This is a genomic window from Celeribacter halophilus (assembly GCF_900114135.1).
GTDB classification, from domain to species: Bacteria; Pseudomonadota; Alphaproteobacteria; order Rhodobacterales; family Rhodobacteraceae; genus Celeribacter; species Celeribacter halophilus.
Genome location: NZ_FORY01000009.1, coordinates 60,248 through 81,379, shown reverse-complemented (window position 1 = coordinate 81,379; position 21,132 = coordinate 60,248). Strand labels below are relative to the sequence as shown.

Sequence of the window (21,132 nt, the reverse complement as noted above, 5' to 3'; positions counted from 1 at the left end):
AGCACATCACGCCCTCATCAAAAATCCCCTGGTGCGCATTGCAGGCAAACAAGCCCTTCGGCGCGCCAGGCCTCCACAACAGAACTTCGGTCGTCGATCACCAGCCAAGGGATCAACCCGTCGGCCTTCATCTCCGCCAAGGCGCGGCGTTTGACGTCCGGATCGCTCGCCTCGTCCTGATCCTCGGCCCGCAAATAGATGCCATCGAACGGCAGATCATGCTTGCGCAGCCACGCAATCGTATACTCCGCCCAGCCGCGCGGTCGGCCCGAACAAATCACAATGGTTTCGCCACTGTCTTTCAGACGCCGCATGAGTTTCGCAACAGGGGCAATCAAAGGGGCATCAGCCATCGCGTCGTGAAACGCATCCCATTGCTTTTCGACCCCATGCACAAAATGGCCGAGCCGGCCGGCGTCAAACTCCGCCAGCGTTCCATCAACATCAAACACGACACAAGGTTTGGCTGGATTTGTCATAACTCTTTTTCCTCAAAGGTTTCTCCTGCCCTCTCGAACAGAATCGGCGTTGCGTTGGGCGGACGTGTCCCGACATCGCCTGTGGTCCAAAGCACCCGCGCGGCGCGGATCACGCCGGAATGGCACACAAGAACCGGCAATCTGTTCTGTGACACCGCGCAAATTTCGGTGATTGTGCGCCGGATTCGAGACAACATGGCGGGCCAGCTTTCGCCGGACTCCGGCGTATCTTCGCGCGCAGGTTGCTGATCCAGAGGGCGCATTTCAAAGACGCCCCAATCGCGTTCCCGCAACCCGTCGTGACGCGTAAATTCTCGATCAGGAAAGGCCAGCTTACAGGTCTCCTGCGCCCGCGACATAGGGCTTGCATAAAGCGCGATCCGCTCCGGCCAGTGTCGACGGGACAGGTCACGCGCTTGTTGCCTGCCTCGCTCGGTCAAGGCCACATCCGTGCGCCCCGCAATGATCCCGTCCGCATTGGCCGTGGTCTCGCCGTGACGAATCAAACAGAAACTTCCGGACGGCAAAGGCGCGGTCATAGCCGCACCGGATCATGCAGGAAAATCTCCACACCGAGATCTTCCACCAGATAGTCTTCGGGCTGCGCACAAAAGGCTGGCGCAAAGCGTTTCGCGCCGAGGCGCTCAAGCATCCCGACCTGATCACGCAACGGCGGATGCACATTCCAGCGCTGGAAATATCCCCCCGGCACAGCACAGATGCCGCGTGCATGGGCGGTCATGTGGCCTGTGAAAACCACATGCGCATCGCGACCCAAACGCCCACTTTCATTCCATGCCCGCACATAGCCCCAAGCGGCACCACCATCGGCATTGGGTGTGTCGCAGATAAGAAAACGCGCCTGTTCCATCGGACCCCGCTCCAAAAGCGGCGCGATTTCCTGCACATCGGGGCTTAGCGTCTGGCTGGCAAGCGCGGCTCTTAAAGCGGCTTGGCATTCAGGATCGAGCATCACGCTTTCGACCCCGAAGCGCCGGATCAGATGCAGGGCCATTTCACCGGCCCGACCGGACGGCGGTACCGGTAAAAGCACCTGCCCGTGCAAACCGTCCAACAATGCATCCAGCGCCGCGAACCGTTCAGACTGGGGCACATCGTCCAGATGATAGGAGCAGTCCAGAATAGCCGTCGCAGCAGCGGGCGGAGGGTCAAAGGGGAACCAGTCGGATTCCTCGGACCAGTCACCCGAATAGAAAAACCCCTCGCCCAGCGCAAAATGCATCCAGACCCCGCCCATCGCATGACCATTGCGTCCGGTGGTGAGCGTCACACCATCAATGACCGTTTCCCCTTGCTCGGGCAAAAGATGCACCTTGGCCGCAGGGGGCAAGGACTTGGCCGTCTGGGGCGTGGCATAGATCGGCAATCCCGCCTCAACCGCATAGGAAGCGCCACCGATGTGGTCGATATGGTCATGGGTGATAAACACCGCTTCCGCACCCTTGAGCCATGCGGGGTTGAAATGCGCATTGGCCTCGGGACCAAAACCGCAGTCAAGAAGCCAGATGCGATCTTCCAAAGTCAGCTGCATACATGCAGGGCCCTTGTCCCCGATGCCAGAGAGTAATCTTACAGTTTGCATTTAGTCCTCTGAGAAAGCCCAAGGGGTTGTGATGGTCAGGCCGAGCTGTGCGCCGACATCGAATTTCGCACGCGTTTCCGCCAAAAGCCGCGTGCCGCATTCGGACACGGTTTCCAGCAGGTATTTTCCGCCCAGATAAGTCACCCGCGCCACCTTGGCCCGCAGGTTACCCGTCTCCGCAATGCTGAGGTTTTCAGGCCGCAAGCAGACATGGCTGACACGCGATTTTTCCGGATCGGTTTGCACAGCAACCTCCGTTCCCAAAATCTGCGCCCGAAGCTCCTCGCCCCTCCGTGCGACCCCGTGCACAGGCACCACAGCCCCGCGCCCGACAAACTCCGCCACAAAGCGGTTCTTGGGACGCTCATAGAGGGTTTGAGGCGTATCAAATTGCTGAATTCGCCCCTGATCCATCACCGCAATCCGGTCCGCCATCGCCATCGCTTCGGCCTGATCATGGGTGACATAGACCATGGTTGCGCCGGTGCGTTTGTGAAAATCCGCGAACACCCCCTGCATAGAGGCCCGCAGCGCCACATCCAGATTGGCGAGCGGCTCGTCGAGCAAAACAGCGCAGGGATCAGACACGAGGCACCGCGCCAACGCCACCCGCTGCCGCTGTCCGCCAGAGAGATCGGATGGCATACGGTCCGCATAATCACCCAGCCCCGTTGCCGCGAGGGCGGCGTCGGTCTGTGTTGCAATGTCGGCTTTGGAAAACCGCCGGATTTCGAGCGGATAAGACACATTGCGGCGCACGGACATATGCGGCCAGAGCGCGTAGGACTGGAACACAAAGCCGATGTTGCGCTCTTCGGGCGGCATCATCACGCCTGTGTCAGCATTGGCCATGTCACGCCCGCCGATGCGGATTTGTCCACGGGTCGGAAGTTCGAACCCCGCCAGAATCCGCAGCAACGTGGTCTTGCCACAGCCCGACGGCCCCAGAAGCGCGATAAATTCGCCATCTTCGAACCGCGTGGTGATGTCTTGCAACGCAGGCGTGCCCGCGAATGTTTTGCCGACAGAGGACAGGTCTATGTCTGCCATGGGACAACTCCTTTGGGAAAGCGGCGCGACAGCAGCTGGATCACCGCCATAAGCGCCATGACAACCAGCACGATGGTCATGGCAAGCGCACTGGCCATCGCAGTTTCGCCGCTGTCATCGAGATTGAAAATCACCACGCCAAGCGTCTCTGTGCCCGACGACCACAAGAGCGCGGAAACCGTAAGTTCATTAAATGCGGTGAGGAACACGAGGATCGCCCCCGCCGCAGCAGCCGGCGCCGAAAGCGGCAGGATCACATCGCGCAGACGACGGAACAAAGAGGCTCCGACCGATTGCGCCGCCTCATTCATGGCCGGATCAAGTTGCTTCAGACTGGCCTGCACAGGGCGGAACATGACCGCGAAAAACCGTGCGAGATAGGCGAGGAAGATGATCCAGATCGTGCCGTAGAGCGTGGCTTCGGTAAAGGGCAGCTTGATGAGCAAAAGGATCATCGCAATCGACAGAACAACCCCCGGAAGCGCGTAGGGCAGGTCCAGAAGACTGTCGAAAAGGCGCGAGAGCCGTGTTTTGTGCCGCTCCATTAACCACGCTAAAGGCAGGCAGACCACCATCAGAACCAGCGAAGCCCCAACCGCCAGACTGAAGGAATTGACAAAGGCCCGCGATGTCGAAGGCTGGCGGAACAAAACCTCATACCATGCAGTGAAGGTCACCGTGTCCAAGCCCAAGGCAACGCCATAAGCAGGCACCAAGGAGGTCGCAAGCAGACCTGACATTGGCAGCACGAGGATCACAAGAACCACAGCCCAGAGCAAAAGCTCCACCGGCAGACGTGCCGCACCCAACGGAATGGCAAGCGGGCGGGAGGTGGCCCCTACAAGATGCAGTTTCTGGCGGCTCTGAAAGAAACGCTGCAACAGAATACCGATCACGGCCACCGCTCCGATCAGCATGGCGAGAACAGAGACTTCGGCCAGCACCGTTGTGCCCATTCCGGCAAGCTTCTGATACACCAATGTCGGAAGCGTCACATAGCCCGCAGGTATCCCCAACATGGCCGGAATACCGAAATTGCCCAGCGCAGTGACAAAGGTGATCGCCGTCCCTGCGGCCAAACTCGGCAATGTCAGAGGCATCACCACCTGCCACCATGTGCGCAGCCCCTTGGCACCGCTGACCCGAGCCGCTTCGACCACTTCTTGCGGAATTGACCGCAGCCCCGCACGCAGGGTCAGAAAAATGATCGACATATGCTGGATGCCCAAAAGTACAATGATGCCTTCTGCCGAATAGAGCGGTTGCGGCGCACCCAGTGGCGGCGCGATGCCGAGTGTTTTCAACAGGACCGAAGATGGCCCCATGATCTGTGTCCATGAGAGCGCGGTGATTTGTGGCGGGATCATCATCGGAATCATCAGGCAAAAGACCAACGCCGCCTTGGCGCGCAAATCTGTCAGCGCGACCAGAAAGGCAAACGCCGCGCCAAGCACCAACGACAGGACAGTGCCTAAACCCGCAGTGATGAGCGAATGTTTGAGCGCACTCATCGTCGAGGGTTTTGACAACACATCTCCCATCAAGGACAGGCTCGGCGCACCCTGATCCGTCACCCCTTCGACAAAGAGGCGCAAGACTGGGGCCATCGTCAGACAGATCGCGACAATCAGAATCGCGGAGAGCAGCCGACCTTCTGACCGGCTGCCTCCCATTTGCATCGAGACACCCATCACTCAGCGCCGAAAAGTTCTGCGAACCTGGCCTTGTTGGCCTCGGCGTTTTCCAGTGCGGTGGCCGGATCGAATGCCATCAGCTTGATGTCTTCGCGGGCGGGAAAGCCTTCGGGCACACCCATGCCGTCGCGTGCCGGAATATAACCCATATCGAGGACGAGATCCTGCCCCTCTTGGCTGATCAGGAAATCAACGAACTTCTGTGCGCCGTCCATATTCTTCGCACTGGACAGAATAGCCACAGGCTCGGTCACATAAGATACACCCTCTTCAGGGAAGACGAAATCAACCGGAGAACCGTCCGCCTTGTTCCGGATGGCGAGGAAGTCCACGACCATGCCGTAAGGCTTTTCGCCCGATGCCACCGCTTTGAACGTGCCGCCGTTGCCACCTTGGGCGCGGGCATCATTGGCCGACAGATTTTCGTAATAGTCCCAGCCAAGGCTCTCGTCGCCCGTCAACGTGGCGAGGTGGATCAACGCAGCACCCGAATACAGCGGCGAGGGCATGGCGATCTGACCTTTGATGACCGGATCCACGAGATCGGCCCAAGAGGTCGGCGCGGTTTCAATGCCTGTGTTATACACGATGCCGGTGGTGATGAGCTTGGTGGAGTAGTAGTAACCCTCCGGCGAATAGAGAGCTGCGTCGTAGTTTGCGGCCTCCGGCGACTGATACGCGGCCAAGAGCCCCTCCTGCGCCATGCCTTCCAGCGTGACCGTGTCGGCAATCAAAAGCACGTCAGGCTGTGGATTGCCCGCTTCGATTTCCGCGCGCAGACGGGCCATGAGCTTCGTCGTGCCGTCACGCACCCAATCCACCTCTGTGCCCGGATTGGCCGCCATAAAGGCATCGACTGTCTTCTGGGCATCGGCATTGGGCTGGGAGGTGTAAAGCGTGATCGTATCGGCCATGGCGGTGCTGGCCATGAGGGCAAAAGCGGTGGTGGTGAGGAAGGACTTCATCGGGCTCTCCTGAGGGTTTTGCTTTCGTTCGAAAGTAATTCACGAGAGCCTTATTCCTTCGGAGTGCTAAGGTTTTGTGACAAAACTGTAACTTTTTTAATGATATTGCGCGGGATTTGTTTCCTTTCTACCATCCCTGCAAGCACAGTTTGTTTTCGAAGGAAAGTCATGAAGCGGCTGGATATGACAGAGCGGCGCGACCGCATCATTACGCTCTTGTCGGAGAACGGTGAGCTGTCGGCTGCGGAACTGTCCGAACGCCTTGCCGTGTCGGTTCAGACGATCCGCACCGATTTGCGCGATCTGGATGCGGCCGCGCTCGTGCAGCGGCGGAATGGCTCGGCGCGGTTGAGGCAGCAAAGCGAGAATATCGGATACCTGCCCCGCGAAAGCATATCGCGGCAAGAAAAACAGCGGATCGCATTGACAGTGAAAAACCTGATCCCGAATGGCGCGCGCATTGCCCTCGGCACCGGCACCACGGTCGAACATTGCGCACGTCTGCTGGCCTCTCACGAAGACCTGTTCGTTGTGACCAACAGCATCCACGCCGTCTGCGCCCTGCAAAACGCACCAAGGGTCGTCGTCGAGATGGCGGGCGGAGCTGTGCGTATGCGGGATCTGGATATGATCGGCGTTGCGGCGTTAGAGTTCTTTGCGAAATATCGCGTGGATTATGCGATTTTCAGTTGCGGCGGCCTGTCGGAGAGCGGTGCGGTGATGGATTATAACTCCGAGGAGATTTCCACGCGAAAGGCCATCTCAGGTTGCGCGAACACAATGATTCTGGTCATGGATTCCGAAAAGTTCGGTCTCGATCTGGCCTGCCACCACGCGCATCTGCGCGATTATGACATGGTCGTCACCGGCGCGCATTTACCAGATGATGTGTTGCGCGCCTGCGATCAATCCGGTTGCCGAATTATCAAGGTGTAAGCCTTCCTCATGCCTGTCGCAAAGCAGCTTCTTCCCTCCATCCTTGCGCACATTGATTGCCCAACGATGTGACATCGGATAAAGCACATGTAACGTGAGGAGCCGCCCATGAGCATGAATACATTCGGACATCTTTTCCGCTTCACCACTTGGGGCGAAAGCCACGGGCCCGCATTGGGGGCCACGGTTGATGGCTGCCCTCCGGGAATCGAGATCAATGAAGAGATGCTTCAGGTCTGGCTCGACAAGCGCAAACCCGGCACGTCGAAGTTCACCACCCAGCGTCAGGAGCCGGATCAGGTGGAAATCCTCTCCGGTGTCTTCGAGGGCAAGACCACCGGCACACCGATCCAGCTTATGATCCGCAACACGGACCAGCGTTCGAAAGACTACGGCGAGATTGCACAGGCCTTTCGGCCCGGACATGCCGACATCACCTATTTCCAGAAATACGGCATTCGGGACTACCGTGGCGGCGGGCGTTCCTCGGCGCGGGAAACGGCGGCGCGCGTGGCCGCTGGCGGTATCGCGAGAGCCGTTCTGGCCGAATTGGCACCTGATCTGGAGATCAAAGGCTATATGACGCAGATCGGCCCGCACGGGATCGAGGGCCCCCGTGACATGAGCGAAATCGACAACAATCCGTTCTGGGTGCCCTCCGCGAAAACCGCTGAGACCTGGGCAGATTATCTGAGCGCCATTCGCAAAAACGGCTCCTCGGTCGGCGCTGTGATTGAAGTGGTCGCAAAAGGCGCACCTGCCGGGCTTGGCGCACCGATTTACGCCAAGCTGGACACAGATCTGGCTGCGGCGATGATGTCTATTAATGCTGTCAAAGCTGTGGAAATTGGCGAGGGCATGAATGCCGCTTGCCTAACCGGCGAGAAAAACGCGGACGAGATGCGCATGGGGCCGGATGGTCCCGAGTTCGGTTCCAATCACGCGGGCGGTATTCTTGGCGGGATTTCTACGGGACAGGACGTGGTGGTGCGGTTTGCGGTCAAGCCGACCTCTTCAATCCTGACCCCGCGTAAGACCGTCACGAAGTCCGGCAAAGAAACCGACTTGATCACCAAGGGACGTCATGATCCCTGCGTCGGTATCCGTGCGGTTCCCGTGGGCGAAGCAATGATGGCCTGTGTCATCCTCGACCACCTTCTGCTGCATCGCGGGCAAGTCGGCGACGGTCCGCGTGGTCACATCGGCTAAGAAGATCGCGAAAGGCGTTAATTCAAACCCTTTCGCGAAACACGCCGGATCATGTCAGGCCGCTTTCGTGGCCGGACCTTCTGTCAGAATTGCGTGGAGTGTGGCCGCCTCACTATTGGCTCGCAGCTTCGCGCAAATGTCAGCGTCGCGCATAGTGCGGGACACGAGAGCCAAGGCTTTGAGGTGATCGACACCGGATTCAGCCGGAGCAAACAATGCAAAAACCAAATCAACGGGCTGACGGTCTACAGCATCAAAATCCATAGGGCTTTCAAGCCGCAGGAACGCACCGACGACAGAATCCAGCCCCTCGATCCGCGCATGAGGCAGAGCAACGCCATGGCCCACACCAGTCGGGCCAAGGCTTTCTCGTTCCTGAAGCGCATCGACCGTCTCGTTCAAAGACAAATCATAGGCGCTTGCTGCAATCTCTCCCAGATCTTGAAACAAGCGCTTCTTGCTGGTCATTTTGCCCACAACCTTAACGGCCTGTGGATCCAAAATCTTCGAGATATCCATCTAAAAACTACCCGCCTCGACCCGTCGAGGCGGGTCGGTTTCATTAAGTCGCGTCGTTAGGGTCAATCCAGCCGATGTTCCCGTCAGGGCGGCGGTAGACCACGTTCACTCCAGTTTTTCCTTCCTTGCGGAACACAAGGACCGGAGCTTCGGCAAGTTCCATCTGCATTACAGCTTCCCCTACCGTAAGGGTCGGAATCGATGCCTCCATCTCGGCAATGATCATCGGCTGCAAGCTTTCGGGCTCTTGCTCGTCTTCATGCTCCGATGCGGCGAGGATATACTGGGAACCGCCGAAGAGTTCAACAGGCTCCGAGCGCTCCTTGTGGTGGTCTTTCAACCGGCGCTTGTAGCGACGCAGTTGTTTGTCCATTTTCTCGGCGCAGGCATCAAAGGCGGCGTAGATTTCATGCGCACGCGCACTGGCTTGTGCTGTCAGACCGGTCGACAAATGAACCACAGCCTCACAGCTGTATTCCGCCCCACTCTTGGAAAAAACGACATTCGCATCCGTCGGACGTTGTGCATATTTTTCCAGCACGGCGCCAAGCTCGGTTTTTACATGCGTTTGAAGCGCACTACCGATGTCGATTTGTTTTCCGCTGATTTGGTACCGCATATGATACCTCCTTCTTTGTTCAGACCCGTCTTCCGACGCCTCCTCCGGCGTTCAAGAGTGGTCTTGGGGTTTTGTTTGAAGCGGGATGACGATGCAAACGCTTGAGAGAGTGCCCAGACAGCTTGTCGGGGTGCTTTTCCGGCGCCTTGTGACGTCTACTGGTCGTGGCGCAGAGTGTCATTCTTACGTCATACATCTACTCTATTTGGCGTCAGAATCCGGGGGAATGTCAATCAAAACCCGCCGTTAAATCCGGAAATTGTCACCAAGGTAAACGCGCCGCACAGTTTCATCGGCAACAATGTCTTCCTTGCTGCCGGACATAAGAACGTGCCCGTCATGCAAAATATAGGCGCGGTCGATAATTCCCAATGTTTCCTGCACATTATGATCCGTAATCAAAACACCGATACCGCGGGTCTTGAGGGTGGAGACAAGCCCGCGAATTTCCGCCACAGCGATGGGGTCAACGCCTGCGAAAGGCTCGTCGAGCAGCACATAGGACGGGTCTGACGCCAGACAACGCGCGATTTCGACTCGCCGGCGCTCACCGCCAGACAGCGACAAAGCCGGTGCGCGGCGCAGATGGGAAATGGAAAATTCGGAAAGGAGGTCTTCCAGCTTCTCGCGCCGCAAAAGCGGATCACTTTCGGAGACTTCGAGAATGGCAAGGATGTTGTCCTCAACACAAAGGCCCCGAAACACGGAGGCCTCCTGTGGCAGATAGCCGACCCCGAGTTTCGCGCGGCGATACATAGGCAAGAGCGTAATATCGCGCCCGTCCACGATCACCTCGCCGCCCTCCGGCATGACGAGACCCGCGATAGAATAAAAACACGTCGTCTTGCCGGAGCCGTTGGGGCCAAGCAAAGCCACCACTTCGCCGCGCTCCAGATCGAGAGAAACATCCCGGATCACGGTGCGCTTGCGATAGCCTTTGCGAAGATTACGGACCTTGAGCCCCGAGGTGTCGCCCATCAGTCTTTTCCGGATTGCAGGATCGTTTTCACACGTCCATCCATCCGCCCTGTGCCGGTGTTGAGATCAATCACCATGCGCTCGCCGGACAGAGCGCTATTTTCCTGCGTCAAAAGCACGTTGCCCGTGAGCACCACTGTGCCTGATTCGAGATCATATTCCGCACGCTGGGCCTCCGCCGCCTCACCCGCATTGGTGATCGTGACGCCACCAGAGGCCAAAAGACGCGCAATCTCGCTGCTCTCGCTGCTCTCGCTGGCATAGACCACTTCAACCGTCTGCGCCGAAAGCCGCATAGCCCCCTGTCCGATGATGACATTGCCGGAAAACAATGCTTTTCCGGTGCCCTGATCCACGCTGAGCTGGTCAGACGTCACCTCGATCGGCAGGCTACTGTCATGTTTGAGGCCGCCGAACGCAATCTGCGTGCCTTGGGCCTGCGCAGGCAGGCTATAAAGGCCAAGCGTGCAAACCAGCGCGGCTGTGAAAGACATGGTACGAATGATTGTCACGGCAAAGTCCTCGAAAGTCAGGGCTGATATACCAGCTTTACACCGTCCTTGAAAACCAGAAGGTAGGCTTCTGTCTCGGCATCTTGTGAAATAACCATGGAACCCGCCGTCAAATCGCCCGCGGGACCAATCGCATCAACGGTTCCGGGGCTTTCGATTTTCGAGATATCCAGCATCGTGGCGATCCGCTCCGAGGTGATCGTGTAACCGGTTGAGGTTTCGATCTCGACATGGCCGGACAGCTCGGCAACCTGACTGGATCCATCAATGACCCCATCGTCGGCCTTGAGCGTCACGGACCCATTTCCGGGCAGTCTGAGTGCGCCGCGAACCGTAGTTGAGTTGGCCACATCTTCCGCGGAAAGATCGGGACGCACCAGATCGGCAGAGATTTCAAGCTCGGCGCCATCTTGCGTGACCGTGGCAAAGGCCGGCCCCTCGACACGTTGTTCGCGGGCCAGCGTTTCAATGTCGACATCCGCATAGGGAATGGAGAGATCGACTTCGCGCCCGCGTGCGAACAGGAAAAGCGTGGCCAGAATCGCAAGACTGCCCAAAGGCAGGGCAATTTTGGCAAATGCCACAAATTTAGAATACCTGTTATCGAACCGCGCCATAAGGACGTCTTACACGACACCAGCGCGAAGGCAGTCCTGAATTTTCAAAATTCCGCAAGGCCGCCCGTCTTCGGCAGGATCCCGCACAAACAGACAGGTGATGGCGCGTTCATCCATGCGCGCAACGGCTTTTTCGGCCAGTGCATCGGGTGAAATGGTCAGCGGATCGGCGGTCATGATGTCGCCCGCTGCCTTTTCCAACAACCCGTCGATATGGCGACGCAAGTCACCATCTGTAATAATCCCGCGCAGATGACCTTCGGCATCGACAACACCGACGACACCGAAACCTTTCGCGGACACGACCGATAGAGCCTCCCGCATCGGCGTGTCGGTGGGCACCAAGGGCATATCGCTGTGCATAAGGTCACGCACTTTTGTAAGCCGCGACCCGAGTTTGCCGCCCGGATGCAGCACGCGGAAATGATCAGCGGTGAAGGCACGGTGTTCCATCAGAGCAATCGCCAAAGCATCGCCCAGCGCCAGCGTCATGGTGGTCGACGTGGTCGGCACAATGCCATGACCACAGGCTTCGGGCGCTTTGGGCAGAATAAGAGCCACATCACAGGCGCGGATCAGCGTGCTGTCAGGGTTGGACGCCACACCGATCATCGGGATTTTGAACCGCCGCGTATAGGCAATGAGATCGGCCAGTTCCGGGGTTTCACCGGAGTTGGACAGAACAAGACAGATGTCGCCATCACCGATCATGCCCAGATCCCCGTGGCTCGCCTCTGCCGGATGCACGAAATACGCAGGCGTTCCGGTGGATGCCAGAGTGGCGGCAATCTTGCGCGCGATATGGCCGGATTTGCCCATACCTGTGACAATGGTGCGGCCCTTCGCTGAAAGGACGGTCTCGATGGCTTTGGTGAATTCCTCACCAAGACTGTCGGACAAAAGGCCCAGAGCTTCGGCTTCTTGGGCAATCACCCGTTTCGCCGTGGACAGAAATGCGTCGGATTTGGTCATGTTTCGATCCTTAAAGGGCCTCAATGGGCGAAAATGTCAGTGTCGGGCCAGCCTTCGAGATCCAGCTTGGCACGGGTCGGCAGGAAATCGAAGCAGGATTGCGCGATCTCCATACGACCTTCACGGACCAGCATCTCGTTCAGCTTGTCCCGCAGCCGGTGCAGGTAGAGAACATCGGACGCCGCGTAGTCGAGTTGCGCTTTGGTGAGATCCCGCGCACCCCAATCGCTCATTTGCTGATACTTGGAAATATCCACCTTCAACAACTGATCCAGCAGGTTTTTCAACCCGTGCCGGTCGGTGAAGGTGCGCACGAGTTTCGACGCGATCTTGGTGCAATACACGGGCTCGGCCAAGGTGCCGAATGCATGATACATCGCCGCAATGTCGAACCGCCCGAAATGGAACAATTTCAAGACATCGGGATCGGCAAGCATTTTGCACAGGTTGGGCGCTTCTGTCTGTCCACGTTCGACCTGGACCAGATGCGCACTCCCGTCGCCGCCGGACATTTGAACAAGGCAAAGACGGTCCCGATGCGGGTTCAACCCCATGGTTTCGCAATCAATGGCAACGACCGGCCCGAGGTCGAGATCGTCCGGAAGATCGTTTTTATAGAGAAAATTCGCCATCATCATGCCCTTGCTCTGTCAAATGCATTGAAACAGGGTCTTAAGGCTTTGGCCCAGAAGGGGCAAGAGAGCTGGCTGTTTTCCACGCCCGCGCGCAGTTTAGTGAACACGAGGCAAAACTTTATGCTTTTTGTCAGTTAAAACACTTGCTATCAACACGCCCGATATGACCGCGCGTCCAGCCGCCGCCAGACAGCCGGCCTCACAATAGCGAAAGAGATCGTCATGTTTGCTCATTTTGTCAGAGGCGCAGCCCTCGCCACGACCCTATGCACGGCGGCGGCGGCCACCGAAATCACCACCATCTCCGGCCCTGTCACGGTTGAAGGCACTCCCGAAACAATCGTCACCTTTGATGTGGGCGCGCTTGATACGCTGACCGCTCTAGGAGTTGATGTTGCGGGCCTCCCCGCCCCCAACCGCGTTCCGGCTCTCGAAGGGCTTTATGACGGGTCGCGCACGACTGTCGGATCTTTGTTCGAGCCGGATTTCGAACAGATTTTTGCGCTCAAGCCCGACCTGATCATCACAGGGACACGCACCCGCGACCAGATTGAACCGCTCTCCAAAATTGCCCCCACTGTCGACTTCAGCCCGTTCTCCGAGGATATTGAAGCCGTTGTGAAGACCCAGACTCTGGAATTGGGTGCCCTATTTGGCAAAGAAGACAAGGCCAATGCGCTCGTCGATCACCTGCACAGTTCATTGGAGGAGCTGCGCGGTCTGACCAAGGACGCGGGCAAGGGTCTCGTCGTGATGACCAACGGGCCGAAAATTTCGGTCTTCGGGCCCGGTTCGCGCTTTGGCTGGGTCCATGACACGCTCGGCGTCGAGCCGCTTCTGGAAGATGTGGAGGCTCAAACCCACGGTGAGGCTGTCAGCTTCGAATTCCTGCATGACGTGAACCCCGACTGGCTGATCGTCTTCGACCGGACTCGTGCGGTCAATGCAGATGGGCCGAAAGCCGATGAGACCCTCGACAACGAACTGGTCGCTGAAACCACCGCGATGCGAAAAGGTCAGGTGATCTATGTGCATCCCGCCGATTTCTACATTGCCACCACAGGGGTGCGCTCGCTTCAGGACACGGTGGACCAGTTCATCGAAGCCTTCAAGGACACGAAGTAAACGCGCATGAAATCGCCCGCACTGCATATGCTGCTCGCCTTGACGAGCCTTGTCATAATGGCGGCGCTGAGCCTCATGATCGGAGCCTCCGACATGAACCTCGGCGCGGTCATCCGTGGTGAGGGCGATGATACGCTTATTTTGCTGGCCAGCCGCATCCCGCGCACGCTGGCCATCATTCTGACCGGCGTCTCTATGGCCATCTCGGGTCTGATCTTTCAGATGCTCACGCGCAACAAATTCGTCGAACCCGCCACGGCAGGCACCGCCGAAAGCGCGGGGCTCGGCCTTTTGATCGCCATTGCATTTTTCCCCGCAGCGCCCTTGCTGGCCAAAATGTCCATCGCCGCGCTCTGTGCGATTGCGGGCACGCTTTTGTTCCTGCGCATCCTTGATCGCCTGCCGCCGCATGAACCTCTTCTCGTACCCTTGGTCGGATTGATGTTGGGCGGGGTGATCGGCGCGGTGGCGACTTTTTTCGCTTATCAGGCGGATCTTTTACAATATCTCGGCATTTGGACCACTGGAGAATTTTCCGGCGTTCTACGAGGGCGTTACGAGCTTTTGTGGATCACAGGCATTCTGGCTCTGATCGGGTATCTTTATGCGGATCAGTTTTCGATCATGGGTATGGGGCGTGACGTGTCGATCACGCTTGGTCTTGACCACCGCACGGTGATGTGGATCGGGCTGATCATCGTATCTGTCACCACCGCCGTTGTCGTCGTCACAGTCGGCGCGATCCCGTTTTTGGGCCTGATCGTGCCCAATATCGTCAGCCGCATCATGGGGGACAACCTGCGCGCCGCCGTGCCGTGGGCCGCCAGCCTTGGTGCAGGGGCGCTTTTGTTGTGCGACATTATCGGTCGGGTGATCCGCCAGCCGTATGAAATCCCGATTGGCACAATTTTTGGCGTCGTCGGGGCCGCTGTCTTCCTCTACCTTCTGCTCGGACGTCAAAGCCATGCCGTCCGATAGCGCCCTCCCCCATACAACCGTGCCCAAACCGCGTTTGTCTCAACAGACAAAGCGTCTGACCTTGCTGGCTCTGCTCGCCGTTTTCGCGGTCGGGCTGTTTCTCACGCTGGGCGTGCCCTCAGGGGCTTGGGAATTTGCCCTGAGCTTTCGGGCAGGCAAGCTCGCCGGGCTGATCCTTGTGGCCTTTGCCATCGCCGCCTCGACGCAGCTTTTTCACGCCGCCACGCGAAACCAGATTCTGACCCCTGCCATCATGGGCTTTGACGCGCTCTATATGATGATCCAGACCCTTCTGGTGTTTGGGCTGGGCTCTATGGCGATGCTGGATATCGATCCGATGACCAAATTCGCCGCCGAGACCTTTGTCATGATGGCCTTCTCAACCGGTCTTTTTCTCTGGCTTTTCACGGCGAAATCCCGCGATTTGCATCTGCTGGTGCTGGTCGGGATCATCTTTGGCACGTTGTTCCGTAGCCTCTCGAATTTCATCGCGCGCATGATCGACCCCAATGAATTTGTTGTCGTGCAAGGCGCGATGTTTGCGCGGTTCAATTCCGTGAACATCGATCTGTTGTGGGTCGCGATTGCACTCACCGCGCTCACCCTGCCGGTGCTCTGGCACATGCGGCACCAGTTCGACGTGCTGGCTCTGGGGCGCGAAACCGCGATTGGCTTGGGCCTGCACTACCGGCGCGTGATGCTCAGCGCCTTTGCCATCATCGGCTTGCTTGTGTCGGTCTCCACCGCTCTTGTCGGGCCTGTAACCTTTTTTGGTCTGCTGGTCGTGCATCTGGCCTATCGCCTTTTGCCCGGCGCACGTTTCGCGCCAACCCTCCTTGCCAGCTCCCTCGTTGCCATAGTCACGCTGGTGGGCGGGCAGGCCATTTATGAGCATGTGCTGGGGCTGCAAGGCACGTTGTCGGTGGTGATCGACGCGCTCGGAGGCATCACCTTTCTCTACCTTCTGCTCAAAGGGGTCAGACGATGATCGAAATCTCGAATGTGAGCCATAACATCGACGGAGCTCCGATCCTGAGCGATGTATCCTTAACGATTCCGCGCGGCGGAATCACGGCTCTAATCGGGCCGAACGGGGCGGGGAAATCTACGCTTTTGTCGTTGATTGCGCGGTTGGTTCGGCTGCAAAGCGGGGTGATCACGGTGGACGGGGCGGATGTCACAACGACGCCTACGGATACCCTCGCGCGCAAACTGTCGATCCTGCGTCAGGACAATTCCGTCGCCGCGCGGCTGACCGTGGCCGACCTCGTGGGCTTTGGCCGCTATCCACATCACAAGGGCCGCCCCGCGCCGGAAGATCATGCGCTGGTCGATCATGCGCTTGAGATGATGGGACTGACACAGCTGCGCGACCGCTTCCTTGACGAACTGTCCGGCGGTCAGCGTCAACGCGCCTATGTGGCGATGGTTCTGGCGCAGGACACGGATTATGTCCTTTTGGATGAACCACTTAACAATCTCGACATGAAACACGCCCGCGAGATGATGGAACGCCTGAAAGCGGCGGCCTCACAGGGCAAAAGCTTTGTCATCGTCGTGCATGACATCAACTTTGCCGCCGCATATGCGGACCTGATCGTGGCGCTCAAAGACGGGCGGGTCCACTCGCTTGGCACTCCTGCCGAGATCGTCACCCGCCCCAAACTGGGCGAAGTCTTCGACCTCGATATTGTCGTGGAAACCGTGGGCGGCCACCCGCTGGCACTCCACCAGATCGCCCCGCCCCCACAGACGGGGACGTGAGCGAACAGCGCCGCAAAAGCCCGTCGGCAAAACGTCGGACTTTTGTCGGACCTCTGTCGGGCAAAAGTCAGGCCGGTGGCGAGGTGTCCTCCGCCTCCAGCTCCGCCACAACAGCCACCGGAGCGCGACGCTTGCGCAGAGCCTTGACGATCGAAACCGTCCAGATCAGCAGCACACAAATCCCCAAACCGGCGGCAATGGGACGTTCGAAGAACGCCAGAAGATCACCGTTCGACTTGATCATCGAAGTCATGAACATGCGCTCGAACATCGGACCGAGCACGAGACCCAAAATGATCGGAGCCACCGGCACGCCGTTCTCTTCGAGTATCCAGCCCGTCACACCCATCCCAAGCATGATGACAATGCCGAAAACAGAATTGGTCATGGCAAAGGCCCCGACGATGCACAGGCTCATGATGATCGGCAACAACACCCGAGACGGCACGCGCAGCGCCTGTTTGGCGAGCTTCACCGCGCCCCAACCCAGCGGCACCATCATCAGCGTGGTCAGCACAAAGATGATGAACACGGCGTAAATCAGCTGCGGGTTTTGCAGGAACACGGTCGGACCGGGATTCATGCCCTTCATATACAGCACACCGATGACGATGGCGGTCACGCTGTCGCCGGGTATCCCGAACACCAGCGCGGGAATCCACGATCCGCCAATCGCGGCATTGTTCCCTGCGGAAGCATCCACCAACCCCTCGACATGGCCGGTGCCGTATTTCTCGGGCGTCTTGGAAAACTTCTTGGACACCGCATAGGACATCCATGCGGCGATATCGGCCCCTGCACCGGGCAACGCACCAATCAGCACCCCCATGAGAGAGCCGCGCACCACATTGGTCGGGTGACGCCGGATAATGCCGCCAACCCCTTTGAACAGCGGGCCGGGATTCTTCGGCATGTTGATCGGCGCTGTGCCGCCATGCAGACGGATCATCCCGCGCATGACCTCAGCCAATGCGAAAAGACCGATCATCGCCGGAATGAACTCGATACCCGCCAGCAGGTTCGTCTGGCCAAAGGTGAAACGCGGCACACCGGTTGTCGGGTCAAGACCGACCGTAGCCAGAGCAAGCCCCAACAAAAGCGCAATCGCCGCTTTCAAAGGGTCGCTTGATGCTACGAAAATGGCACAGGACAGACCCATCGTCGCCAGCCAGAAATATTCATAAGAAGTGAACCGCAGGGCAAACTCTGCCAGCATCGGTGCGGCGATGACCAACACGGCAATGCCGATCAGCCCGCCGATGCAGGACACAATCAGATTGACGCCCAGCGCCTCGTTCATCCGCCCGCGCATGGTCAGCCGGTAGCTGTCCTCGACATAGGCGGCGGAGGCGGGTGTGCCCGGAATACGCAGCAAGGCACCGGGAATATCTCCGGCAAAAATCGCCATGCCACTTGCGGCCACAATAGCGGCCAGAGCCGGAATCGGGTCCATGAAAAAGGTCAGCGGCACCAGAAGCGCGGTTGCCATCGTGGCGGTCAGACCCGGCATGGCTCCGACAAACAGGCCGAATGCACCGGCCAGAAGCGCGGTCAAAAGCACTTCGGGGGTGAGCACCAGATCCAGCGCCTGAAGAATAATGTCAAAACTGCCCATTTAGAGAACCCCCTCAAGAAATCCGCGCGGCAAAGGCACACGCAACAGGCCGACGAAGAGCCACCAACAGACCAGAGTGACGCCAAGCGCGAGAATGAATGATTTCACGAATGACAAACGCAGCAGGAGAAAGAGCACACAAAGCCCGACAAGGGAGACGGGTAGATACCCGATGCTCGGAGCCAGAAAAATCTGTGCGAGGATATTGCCGAGAACAGCCAAAAGAGCGGGAGTGCCGCCGTTTTTCAGATCAGACACAAAGGCAAAGACGGGCCGACTGACCCCGTTTGGCGCGGGAAGGCGTCGCACCCTGACATCACGCAGCACCAAAAGCCCGCCCGCGAGCATGAAGCCTACGGCCAGAATCGAGGGCAGAAAGGAGGCCCCGTAGGGCTGGCCCTGAAAACTGGGGAATTGCGATACCATCCATAGCATCACGCCTCCGAACAAGATGAAAAATCCACCCAATAAGGCGTCGGTAAGTTTCATGGCACCCTCGCATCGAAAGGGCGACCGGACCTTGGTGATCCGGTCGCACGGTCTTTTGGATTTCGTCGATTACATGGGTTTCTGAATGAGACCGGCCGCGGCCATTGTCTCGCCCATCTGCGCGTCGGCCTCTGCCATCATCTGACCATGTGCGGCCGGATCGAGATAGGAGATGTTGAACCCGCGACCGTTCATGAACTCGATAAACTCCGGCTCGACCGCGATCTCGGCCAGTGCGGCTGCGACCTTGTCGGCGGCCTCTTGCGGCATGTCTTTCGGGCCACAGATACCGCGCCATGTTGCCAGCGCGAAATCGGCGGCACCGGTTTCGATGAGCGTCGGCACATCAGGGTGGCTGGACGCCCGTTCGGAGCCCATCAGCGCGATGTTAAGGGCACGACCCGCATCCACCATCGCTTTGGTTTCGGCCAGAGAAACGGTGACAATATCGACACCACCGGCAATGAGATCCTGCATCGCTGGGGCGGAACCTTCGGAGGGCACCCATGTGACGTGGTTGCCTTCGAGACCCAGAGACTTGAGCCAGCCGACCAGAGCCAGATGCCAGATGCCGCCTTGCGATGTGCCGGAGGCTTTGAAGGCGCCCGGCTCGGAATTGACCACGGCTTCGGTGAGGCTCTCGATGTCTTTATAGTCGCTCTTGGCGGAGACGGTGATCGCGGGGCTGTCCGCGTTCATCAGGCCGAGCGGGGTGTAATCTTCATAGGTCAGCTCGGTCAGGCCGAGGTGGTGCATCATGGCGATTTCCACCGTGACCACGCCGAGGGTGTAACCGTCGTTGGGTGCGGTGGCGATGGCCGAATGGCCGATGACGCCCGCGCCGCCGGTGCGGTTGACCACGTTGAAGGGCTGGCCGAGGCGGCGTTCCAGCAGGGCTGAGATCATGCGTCCTGTCGCATCCGTGCCGCCGCCAGCGCCCCAAGGCACAATCATCGTCACCGGACGCGTCGGATAATCCGCCGCCCAGCCGGGACCGGCCATCAGAGCCAGAGCAGAGACCGTTGCAGCCCCTTTCATGAATCCGCGACGCGAGGTTTTGTAAGAATTAGTCATGTAGTCCTCCCAATGAACTGAAACCCCACAAGGGGCCGCAAGGTCTCACCGTTTGGGTCTCACCCGTTCGATTCGACCTTTGTAGAATGTTGGGCCCAAAGCTCCTCCTCCGGGCACAACCGTCATCATATCACACATCCGGTTTTCGATCCGCCGCGTGATATTTGTCTGAATTTGTAACTGGTGGACTTGATTTGTCAATACTAGTATCCTAGTTGGGCGCAAGGAAATTTCTCAGGAGACAATCAGGGATGGCTTACGAAACGCTAAAGGTCGCCGTGGCAGGTGCAGGGGCGATCAGCCAGTTCCATCTGAAAGGATGGCAGGCGCAAAACGGTGTCGAACTGGTGGCGATTTGCGATCCTGATGGTGAAAAGGCGCAGGAGCAGGCGGATGCCTTCGGGATTCCGCAGGTGTTCTCCGACATGGGGCAGATGCTGGAAGCGGTGCAGCCCGATGCGGTGGACATCATCACCCCCGTCAACAGCCATGCCCCGCTGGTGCGTCTTGCGGCGGATCATGGTGTGCATGTGATGTGTCAGAAACCCATGACTCCCACCGTGGCCGAAGCCGAATCCCTGATCAAAGATGTGGGTGAACGGGTGCGCTTCATGATTCATGAAAACTACCGATTCCGCCCGCATTACGCCGAACTGGCCCAACGGATGCGGGCCGGAGAGGTTGGCCGCCTGCGCCATGCGCGTCTCACAGTGCGCGCCTCTGCGGTTCTGGACTATCCGGGCAAGGTGCCCTTCCTGCTCAACCGCCAACCCTACCTCGCCGACTTCCGCCGCCTGTTGGTGTTTGAAGTGCTGATCCACCACCTCGACGCGCTGCGCGCAATTCTGGGCGAAATGACTGTTATCAATGCGACTCTCGACCGGATGAACTCCGATCTCAAAGGGGAAGATGTGGCTCTAATCCAGCTTAAAACCGAAAACGGCGCCCTTGTGGTCATCGACGCGGACATCGCCGCACCCGGCCATCCGCCGCTGCCGACAGATCGACTGGAACTGCTCGGAGACACCGACACGGTGATCTATGACAAAGACCGGATCACACGGCTCTCGGAGCCGGACAACGTGTCTCTGCATGATCTCACGGCCAATTATCAGGCCTGTTTCACAGGGGCGGTCACGGATTTCACCGAAGGGCTGCGCACGGGGCGCGCGTTCCAGACTGACCGTCTGGACAACCTGAAAACCCTGCGCCTGATGGAAAGCATCTATCGCGCCGCAGGTGTCGAAATCTGACACGCGCCAATCAGGCACAAATCGCCGGACTTCGCCTGCGGGCGGG

At 58.5% G+C, this 21,132-nt stretch carries 23 protein-coding genes; 7 read left to right on the top strand and 16 right to left on the bottom strand.

Going from position 1 to position 21,132, the window contains the following annotated elements:
- Positions 1-17 precede the first annotated feature (17 nt).
- From BM152_RS11045 to BM152_RS11020, 6 genes are read right to left on the bottom strand one after another with little or no spacing between them, the layout of a single operon-like run.
- Positions 18-479, bottom strand: a complete 462-nt coding sequence (locus BM152_RS11045; protein WP_066601092.1) for a phosphatase domain-containing protein — start codon at positions 477-479, stop codon at positions 18-20.
- Positions 476-1,018, bottom strand: a complete 543-nt coding sequence (locus tag BM152_RS11040) for a histidine phosphatase family protein (protein ID WP_066601091.1) — start codon at positions 1,016-1,018, stop codon at positions 476-478. Before BM152_RS11040 ends, BM152_RS11045 begins: the two co-directional genes overlap by 4 nt.
- Positions 1,015-2,031, bottom strand: a complete 1,017-nt coding sequence (locus BM152_RS11035) for an MBL fold metallo-hydrolase (RefSeq protein WP_066601089.1) — start codon at positions 2,029-2,031, stop codon at positions 1,015-1,017. Before BM152_RS11035 ends, BM152_RS11040 begins: the two co-directional genes overlap by 4 nt.
- A gap of 51 nt (positions 2,032-2,082) precedes the next feature.
- A complete protein-coding gene (locus tag BM152_RS11030; protein WP_066601085.1) occupies positions 2,083-3,132 on the bottom strand; it encodes an ABC transporter ATP-binding protein in 1,050 nt (349 codons plus the stop codon).
- Positions 3,120-4,823, bottom strand: a complete 1,704-nt coding sequence (locus tag BM152_RS11025) for an ABC transporter permease (protein ID WP_066601082.1) — start codon at positions 4,821-4,823, stop codon at positions 3,120-3,122. Before BM152_RS11025 ends, BM152_RS11030 begins: the two co-directional genes overlap by 13 nt.
- Complete coding sequence (locus BM152_RS11020) at positions 4,823-5,791, bottom strand: ABC transporter substrate-binding protein (protein WP_066601080.1); 969 nt, start codon at positions 5,789-5,791, stop codon at positions 4,823-4,825. Before BM152_RS11020 ends, BM152_RS11025 begins: the two co-directional genes overlap by 1 nt.
- Before the next feature lie 168 nt (positions 5,792-5,959).
- Between BM152_RS11020 and BM152_RS11015 the strand changes: the two genes are divergently transcribed.
- Both BM152_RS11015 and aroC read left to right on the top strand, forming a co-directional pair.
- A complete protein-coding gene (locus BM152_RS11015; protein WP_066601076.1) occupies positions 5,960-6,727 on the top strand; it encodes a DeoR/GlpR family DNA-binding transcription regulator in 768 nt (255 codons plus the stop codon).
- Positions 6,728-6,835: 108 nt separating this feature from the next.
- The gene (gene aroC / locus BM152_RS11010) at positions 6,836-7,936 is read left to right on the top strand and encodes a chorismate synthase (protein WP_066601074.1); all 1,101 of its coding nucleotides are present in this window, start codon (positions 6,836-6,838) and stop codon (positions 7,934-7,936) included.
- Between the two features lie 54 nt (positions 7,937-7,990).
- On the opposite strand, the gene BM152_RS11005 is transcribed toward aroC, so the two are convergent.
- From BM152_RS11005 to BM152_RS10975, 7 genes are all read right to left on the bottom strand, one after another.
- Entirely contained in the window at positions 7,991-8,455 is a 465-nt protein-coding gene (locus tag BM152_RS11005) for a PTS sugar transporter subunit IIA (protein ID WP_066601072.1), read from the bottom strand.
- A 43-nt stretch (positions 8,456-8,498) separates the two neighbouring features.
- Positions 8,499-9,074, bottom strand: coding sequence for a ribosome hibernation-promoting factor, HPF/YfiA family (gene hpf, locus BM152_RS11000; protein WP_066601069.1), 576 nt, complete (start codon positions 9,072-9,074; stop codon positions 8,499-8,501).
- A 246-nt stretch (positions 9,075-9,320) separates the two neighbouring features.
- Positions 9,321-10,052, bottom strand: a complete 732-nt coding sequence (gene lptB / locus BM152_RS10995; protein ID WP_066601067.1) for an LPS export ABC transporter ATP-binding protein — start codon at positions 10,050-10,052, stop codon at positions 9,321-9,323.
- Complete coding sequence (lptA, locus tag BM152_RS10990; protein WP_111481371.1) at positions 10,052-10,564, bottom strand: lipopolysaccharide transport periplasmic protein LptA; 513 nt, start codon at positions 10,562-10,564, stop codon at positions 10,052-10,054. Before lptA ends, lptB begins: the two co-directional genes overlap by 1 nt.
- A gap of 17 nt (positions 10,565-10,581) precedes the next feature.
- Complete coding sequence (gene lptC, locus BM152_RS10985) at positions 10,582-11,148, bottom strand: LPS export ABC transporter periplasmic protein LptC (protein ID WP_158527961.1); 567 nt, start codon at positions 11,146-11,148, stop codon at positions 10,582-10,584.
- A gap of 42 nt (positions 11,149-11,190) precedes the next feature.
- Complete coding sequence (locus BM152_RS10980; RefSeq protein ID WP_066601060.1) at positions 11,191-12,153, bottom strand: KpsF/GutQ family sugar-phosphate isomerase; 963 nt, start codon at positions 12,151-12,153, stop codon at positions 11,191-11,193.
- 20 nt (positions 12,154-12,173) lie between these two features.
- Positions 12,174-12,785 (bottom strand): ribonuclease D, encoded by a 612-nt coding sequence (locus BM152_RS10975; RefSeq protein ID WP_066601237.1) that lies wholly within the window; start codon positions 12,783-12,785, stop codon positions 12,174-12,176.
- 225 nt (positions 12,786-13,010) lie between these two features.
- On the opposite strand from BM152_RS10975, the gene BM152_RS10970 reads away from it, so the two are divergent.
- The 4 genes from BM152_RS10970 (at position 13,011) to BM152_RS10955 (ending at position 16,655) form a co-directional block, all read left to right on the top strand.
- Complete coding sequence (locus BM152_RS10970; protein WP_066601059.1) at positions 13,011-13,913, top strand: siderophore ABC transporter substrate-binding protein; 903 nt, start codon at positions 13,011-13,013, stop codon at positions 13,911-13,913.
- A 6-nt stretch (positions 13,914-13,919) separates the two neighbouring features.
- On the top strand, positions 13,920-14,891 hold the full coding sequence (locus BM152_RS10965) for an ABC transporter permease (protein ID WP_066601058.1): 972 nt from the start codon (positions 13,920-13,922) through the stop codon (positions 14,889-14,891).
- Positions 14,892-14,952: 61 nt separating this feature from the next.
- Entirely contained in the window at positions 14,953-15,879 is a 927-nt protein-coding gene (locus BM152_RS10960; protein WP_244524888.1) for an iron chelate uptake ABC transporter family permease subunit, read from the top strand.
- On the top strand, positions 15,876-16,655 hold the full coding sequence (locus BM152_RS10955; RefSeq protein ID WP_066601052.1) for an iron ABC transporter ATP-binding protein: 780 nt from the start codon (positions 15,876-15,878) through the stop codon (positions 16,653-16,655). The genes BM152_RS10960 and BM152_RS10955 overlap by 4 nt, the downstream gene beginning before the upstream one ends.
- A gap of 67 nt (positions 16,656-16,722) precedes the next feature.
- Here BM152_RS10955 and BM152_RS10950 read toward each other — a convergent pair whose 3' ends face one another.
- The 3 genes from BM152_RS10950 to BM152_RS10940 all read right to left on the bottom strand — a co-directional run bounded on the left by BM152_RS10950 (position 16,723) and on the right by BM152_RS10940 (position 19,833).
- Positions 16,723-18,270 carry a tripartite tricarboxylate transporter permease gene (locus BM152_RS10950; protein WP_066601048.1) on the bottom strand — a complete coding sequence of 516 codons (1,548 nt, stop codon included), beginning with the start codon at positions 18,268-18,270 and terminating at the stop codon, positions 16,723-16,725.
- Positions 18,271-18,759, bottom strand: a complete 489-nt coding sequence (locus tag BM152_RS10945) for a tripartite tricarboxylate transporter TctB family protein (RefSeq protein WP_066601045.1) — start codon at positions 18,757-18,759, stop codon at positions 18,271-18,273.
- Between the two features lie 69 nt (positions 18,760-18,828).
- Positions 18,829-19,833 (bottom strand): Bug family tripartite tricarboxylate transporter substrate binding protein, encoded by a 1,005-nt coding sequence (locus BM152_RS10940; RefSeq protein WP_066601043.1) that lies wholly within the window; start codon positions 19,831-19,833, stop codon positions 18,829-18,831.
- 251 nt (positions 19,834-20,084) lie between these two features.
- Between BM152_RS10940 and BM152_RS10935 the strand changes: the two genes are divergently transcribed.
- Positions 20,085-21,086 carry a Gfo/Idh/MocA family protein gene (locus BM152_RS10935; RefSeq protein WP_066601042.1) on the top strand — a complete coding sequence of 334 codons (1,002 nt, stop codon included), beginning with the start codon at positions 20,085-20,087 and terminating at the stop codon, positions 21,084-21,086.
- The last annotated feature ends 46 nt before the right edge of the window (positions 21,087-21,132 follow it).

Coding starts and splice junctions, on each gene's coding strand:
- lptB (WP_066601067.1), bottom strand. CDS start 10,052: ATGGGCGACACCTCGGGGCTCAAGGTCCGTAATCTTCGCAAAGGCTAT.
- BM152_RS10940 (WP_066601043.1), bottom strand. CDS start 19,833: ATGACTAATTCTTACAAAACCTCGCGTCGCGGATTCATGAAAGGGGCT.
- BM152_RS11005 (WP_066601072.1), bottom strand. CDS start 8,455: ATGGATATCTCGAAGATTTTGGATCCACAGGCCGTTAAGGTTGTGGGC.
- BM152_RS10980 (WP_066601060.1), bottom strand. CDS start 12,153: ATGACCAAATCCGACGCATTTCTGTCCACGGCGAAACGGGTGATTGCC.
- aroC (WP_066601074.1), top strand. CDS start 6,836: ATGAGCATGAATACATTCGGACATCTTTTCCGCTTCACCACTTGGGGC.
- BM152_RS10935 (WP_066601042.1), top strand. CDS start 20,085: ATGGCTTACGAAACGCTAAAGGTCGCCGTGGCAGGTGCAGGGGCGATC.
- BM152_RS10975 (WP_066601237.1), bottom strand. CDS start 12,785: ATGGCGAATTTTCTCTATAAAAACGATCTTCCGGACGATCTCGACCTC.
- BM152_RS11015 (WP_066601076.1), top strand. CDS start 5,960: ATGAAGCGGCTGGATATGACAGAGCGGCGCGACCGCATCATTACGCTC.
- BM152_RS11045 (WP_066601092.1), bottom strand. CDS start 479: ATGACAAATCCAGCCAAACCTTGTGTCGTGTTTGATGTTGATGGAACG.
- BM152_RS11020 (WP_066601080.1), bottom strand. CDS start 5,791: ATGAAGTCCTTCCTCACCACCACCGCTTTTGCCCTCATGGCCAGCACC.
- BM152_RS10945 (WP_066601045.1), bottom strand. CDS start 18,759: ATGAAACTTACCGACGCCTTATTGGGTGGATTTTTCATCTTGTTCGGA.
- BM152_RS10970 (WP_066601059.1), top strand. CDS start 13,011: ATGTTTGCTCATTTTGTCAGAGGCGCAGCCCTCGCCACGACCCTATGC.
- BM152_RS11040 (WP_066601091.1), bottom strand. CDS start 1,018: ATGACCGCGCCTTTGCCGTCCGGAAGTTTCTGTTTGATTCGTCACGGC.
- BM152_RS11035 (WP_066601089.1), bottom strand. CDS start 2,031: ATGCAGCTGACTTTGGAAGATCGCATCTGGCTTCTTGACTGCGGTTTT.
- BM152_RS10965 (WP_066601058.1), top strand. CDS start 13,920: ATGAAATCGCCCGCACTGCATATGCTGCTCGCCTTGACGAGCCTTGTC.
- hpf (WP_066601069.1), bottom strand. CDS start 9,074: ATGCGGTACCAAATCAGCGGAAAACAAATCGACATCGGTAGTGCGCTT.
- BM152_RS11030 (WP_066601085.1), bottom strand. CDS start 3,132: ATGGCAGACATAGACCTGTCCTCTGTCGGCAAAACATTCGCGGGCACG.
- BM152_RS10955 (WP_066601052.1), top strand. CDS start 15,876: ATGATCGAAATCTCGAATGTGAGCCATAACATCGACGGAGCTCCGATC.
- BM152_RS10950 (WP_066601048.1), bottom strand. CDS start 18,270: ATGGGCAGTTTTGACATTATTCTTCAGGCGCTGGATCTGGTGCTCACC.
- BM152_RS11025 (WP_066601082.1), bottom strand. CDS start 4,823: ATGGGTGTCTCGATGCAAATGGGAGGCAGCCGGTCAGAAGGTCGGCTG.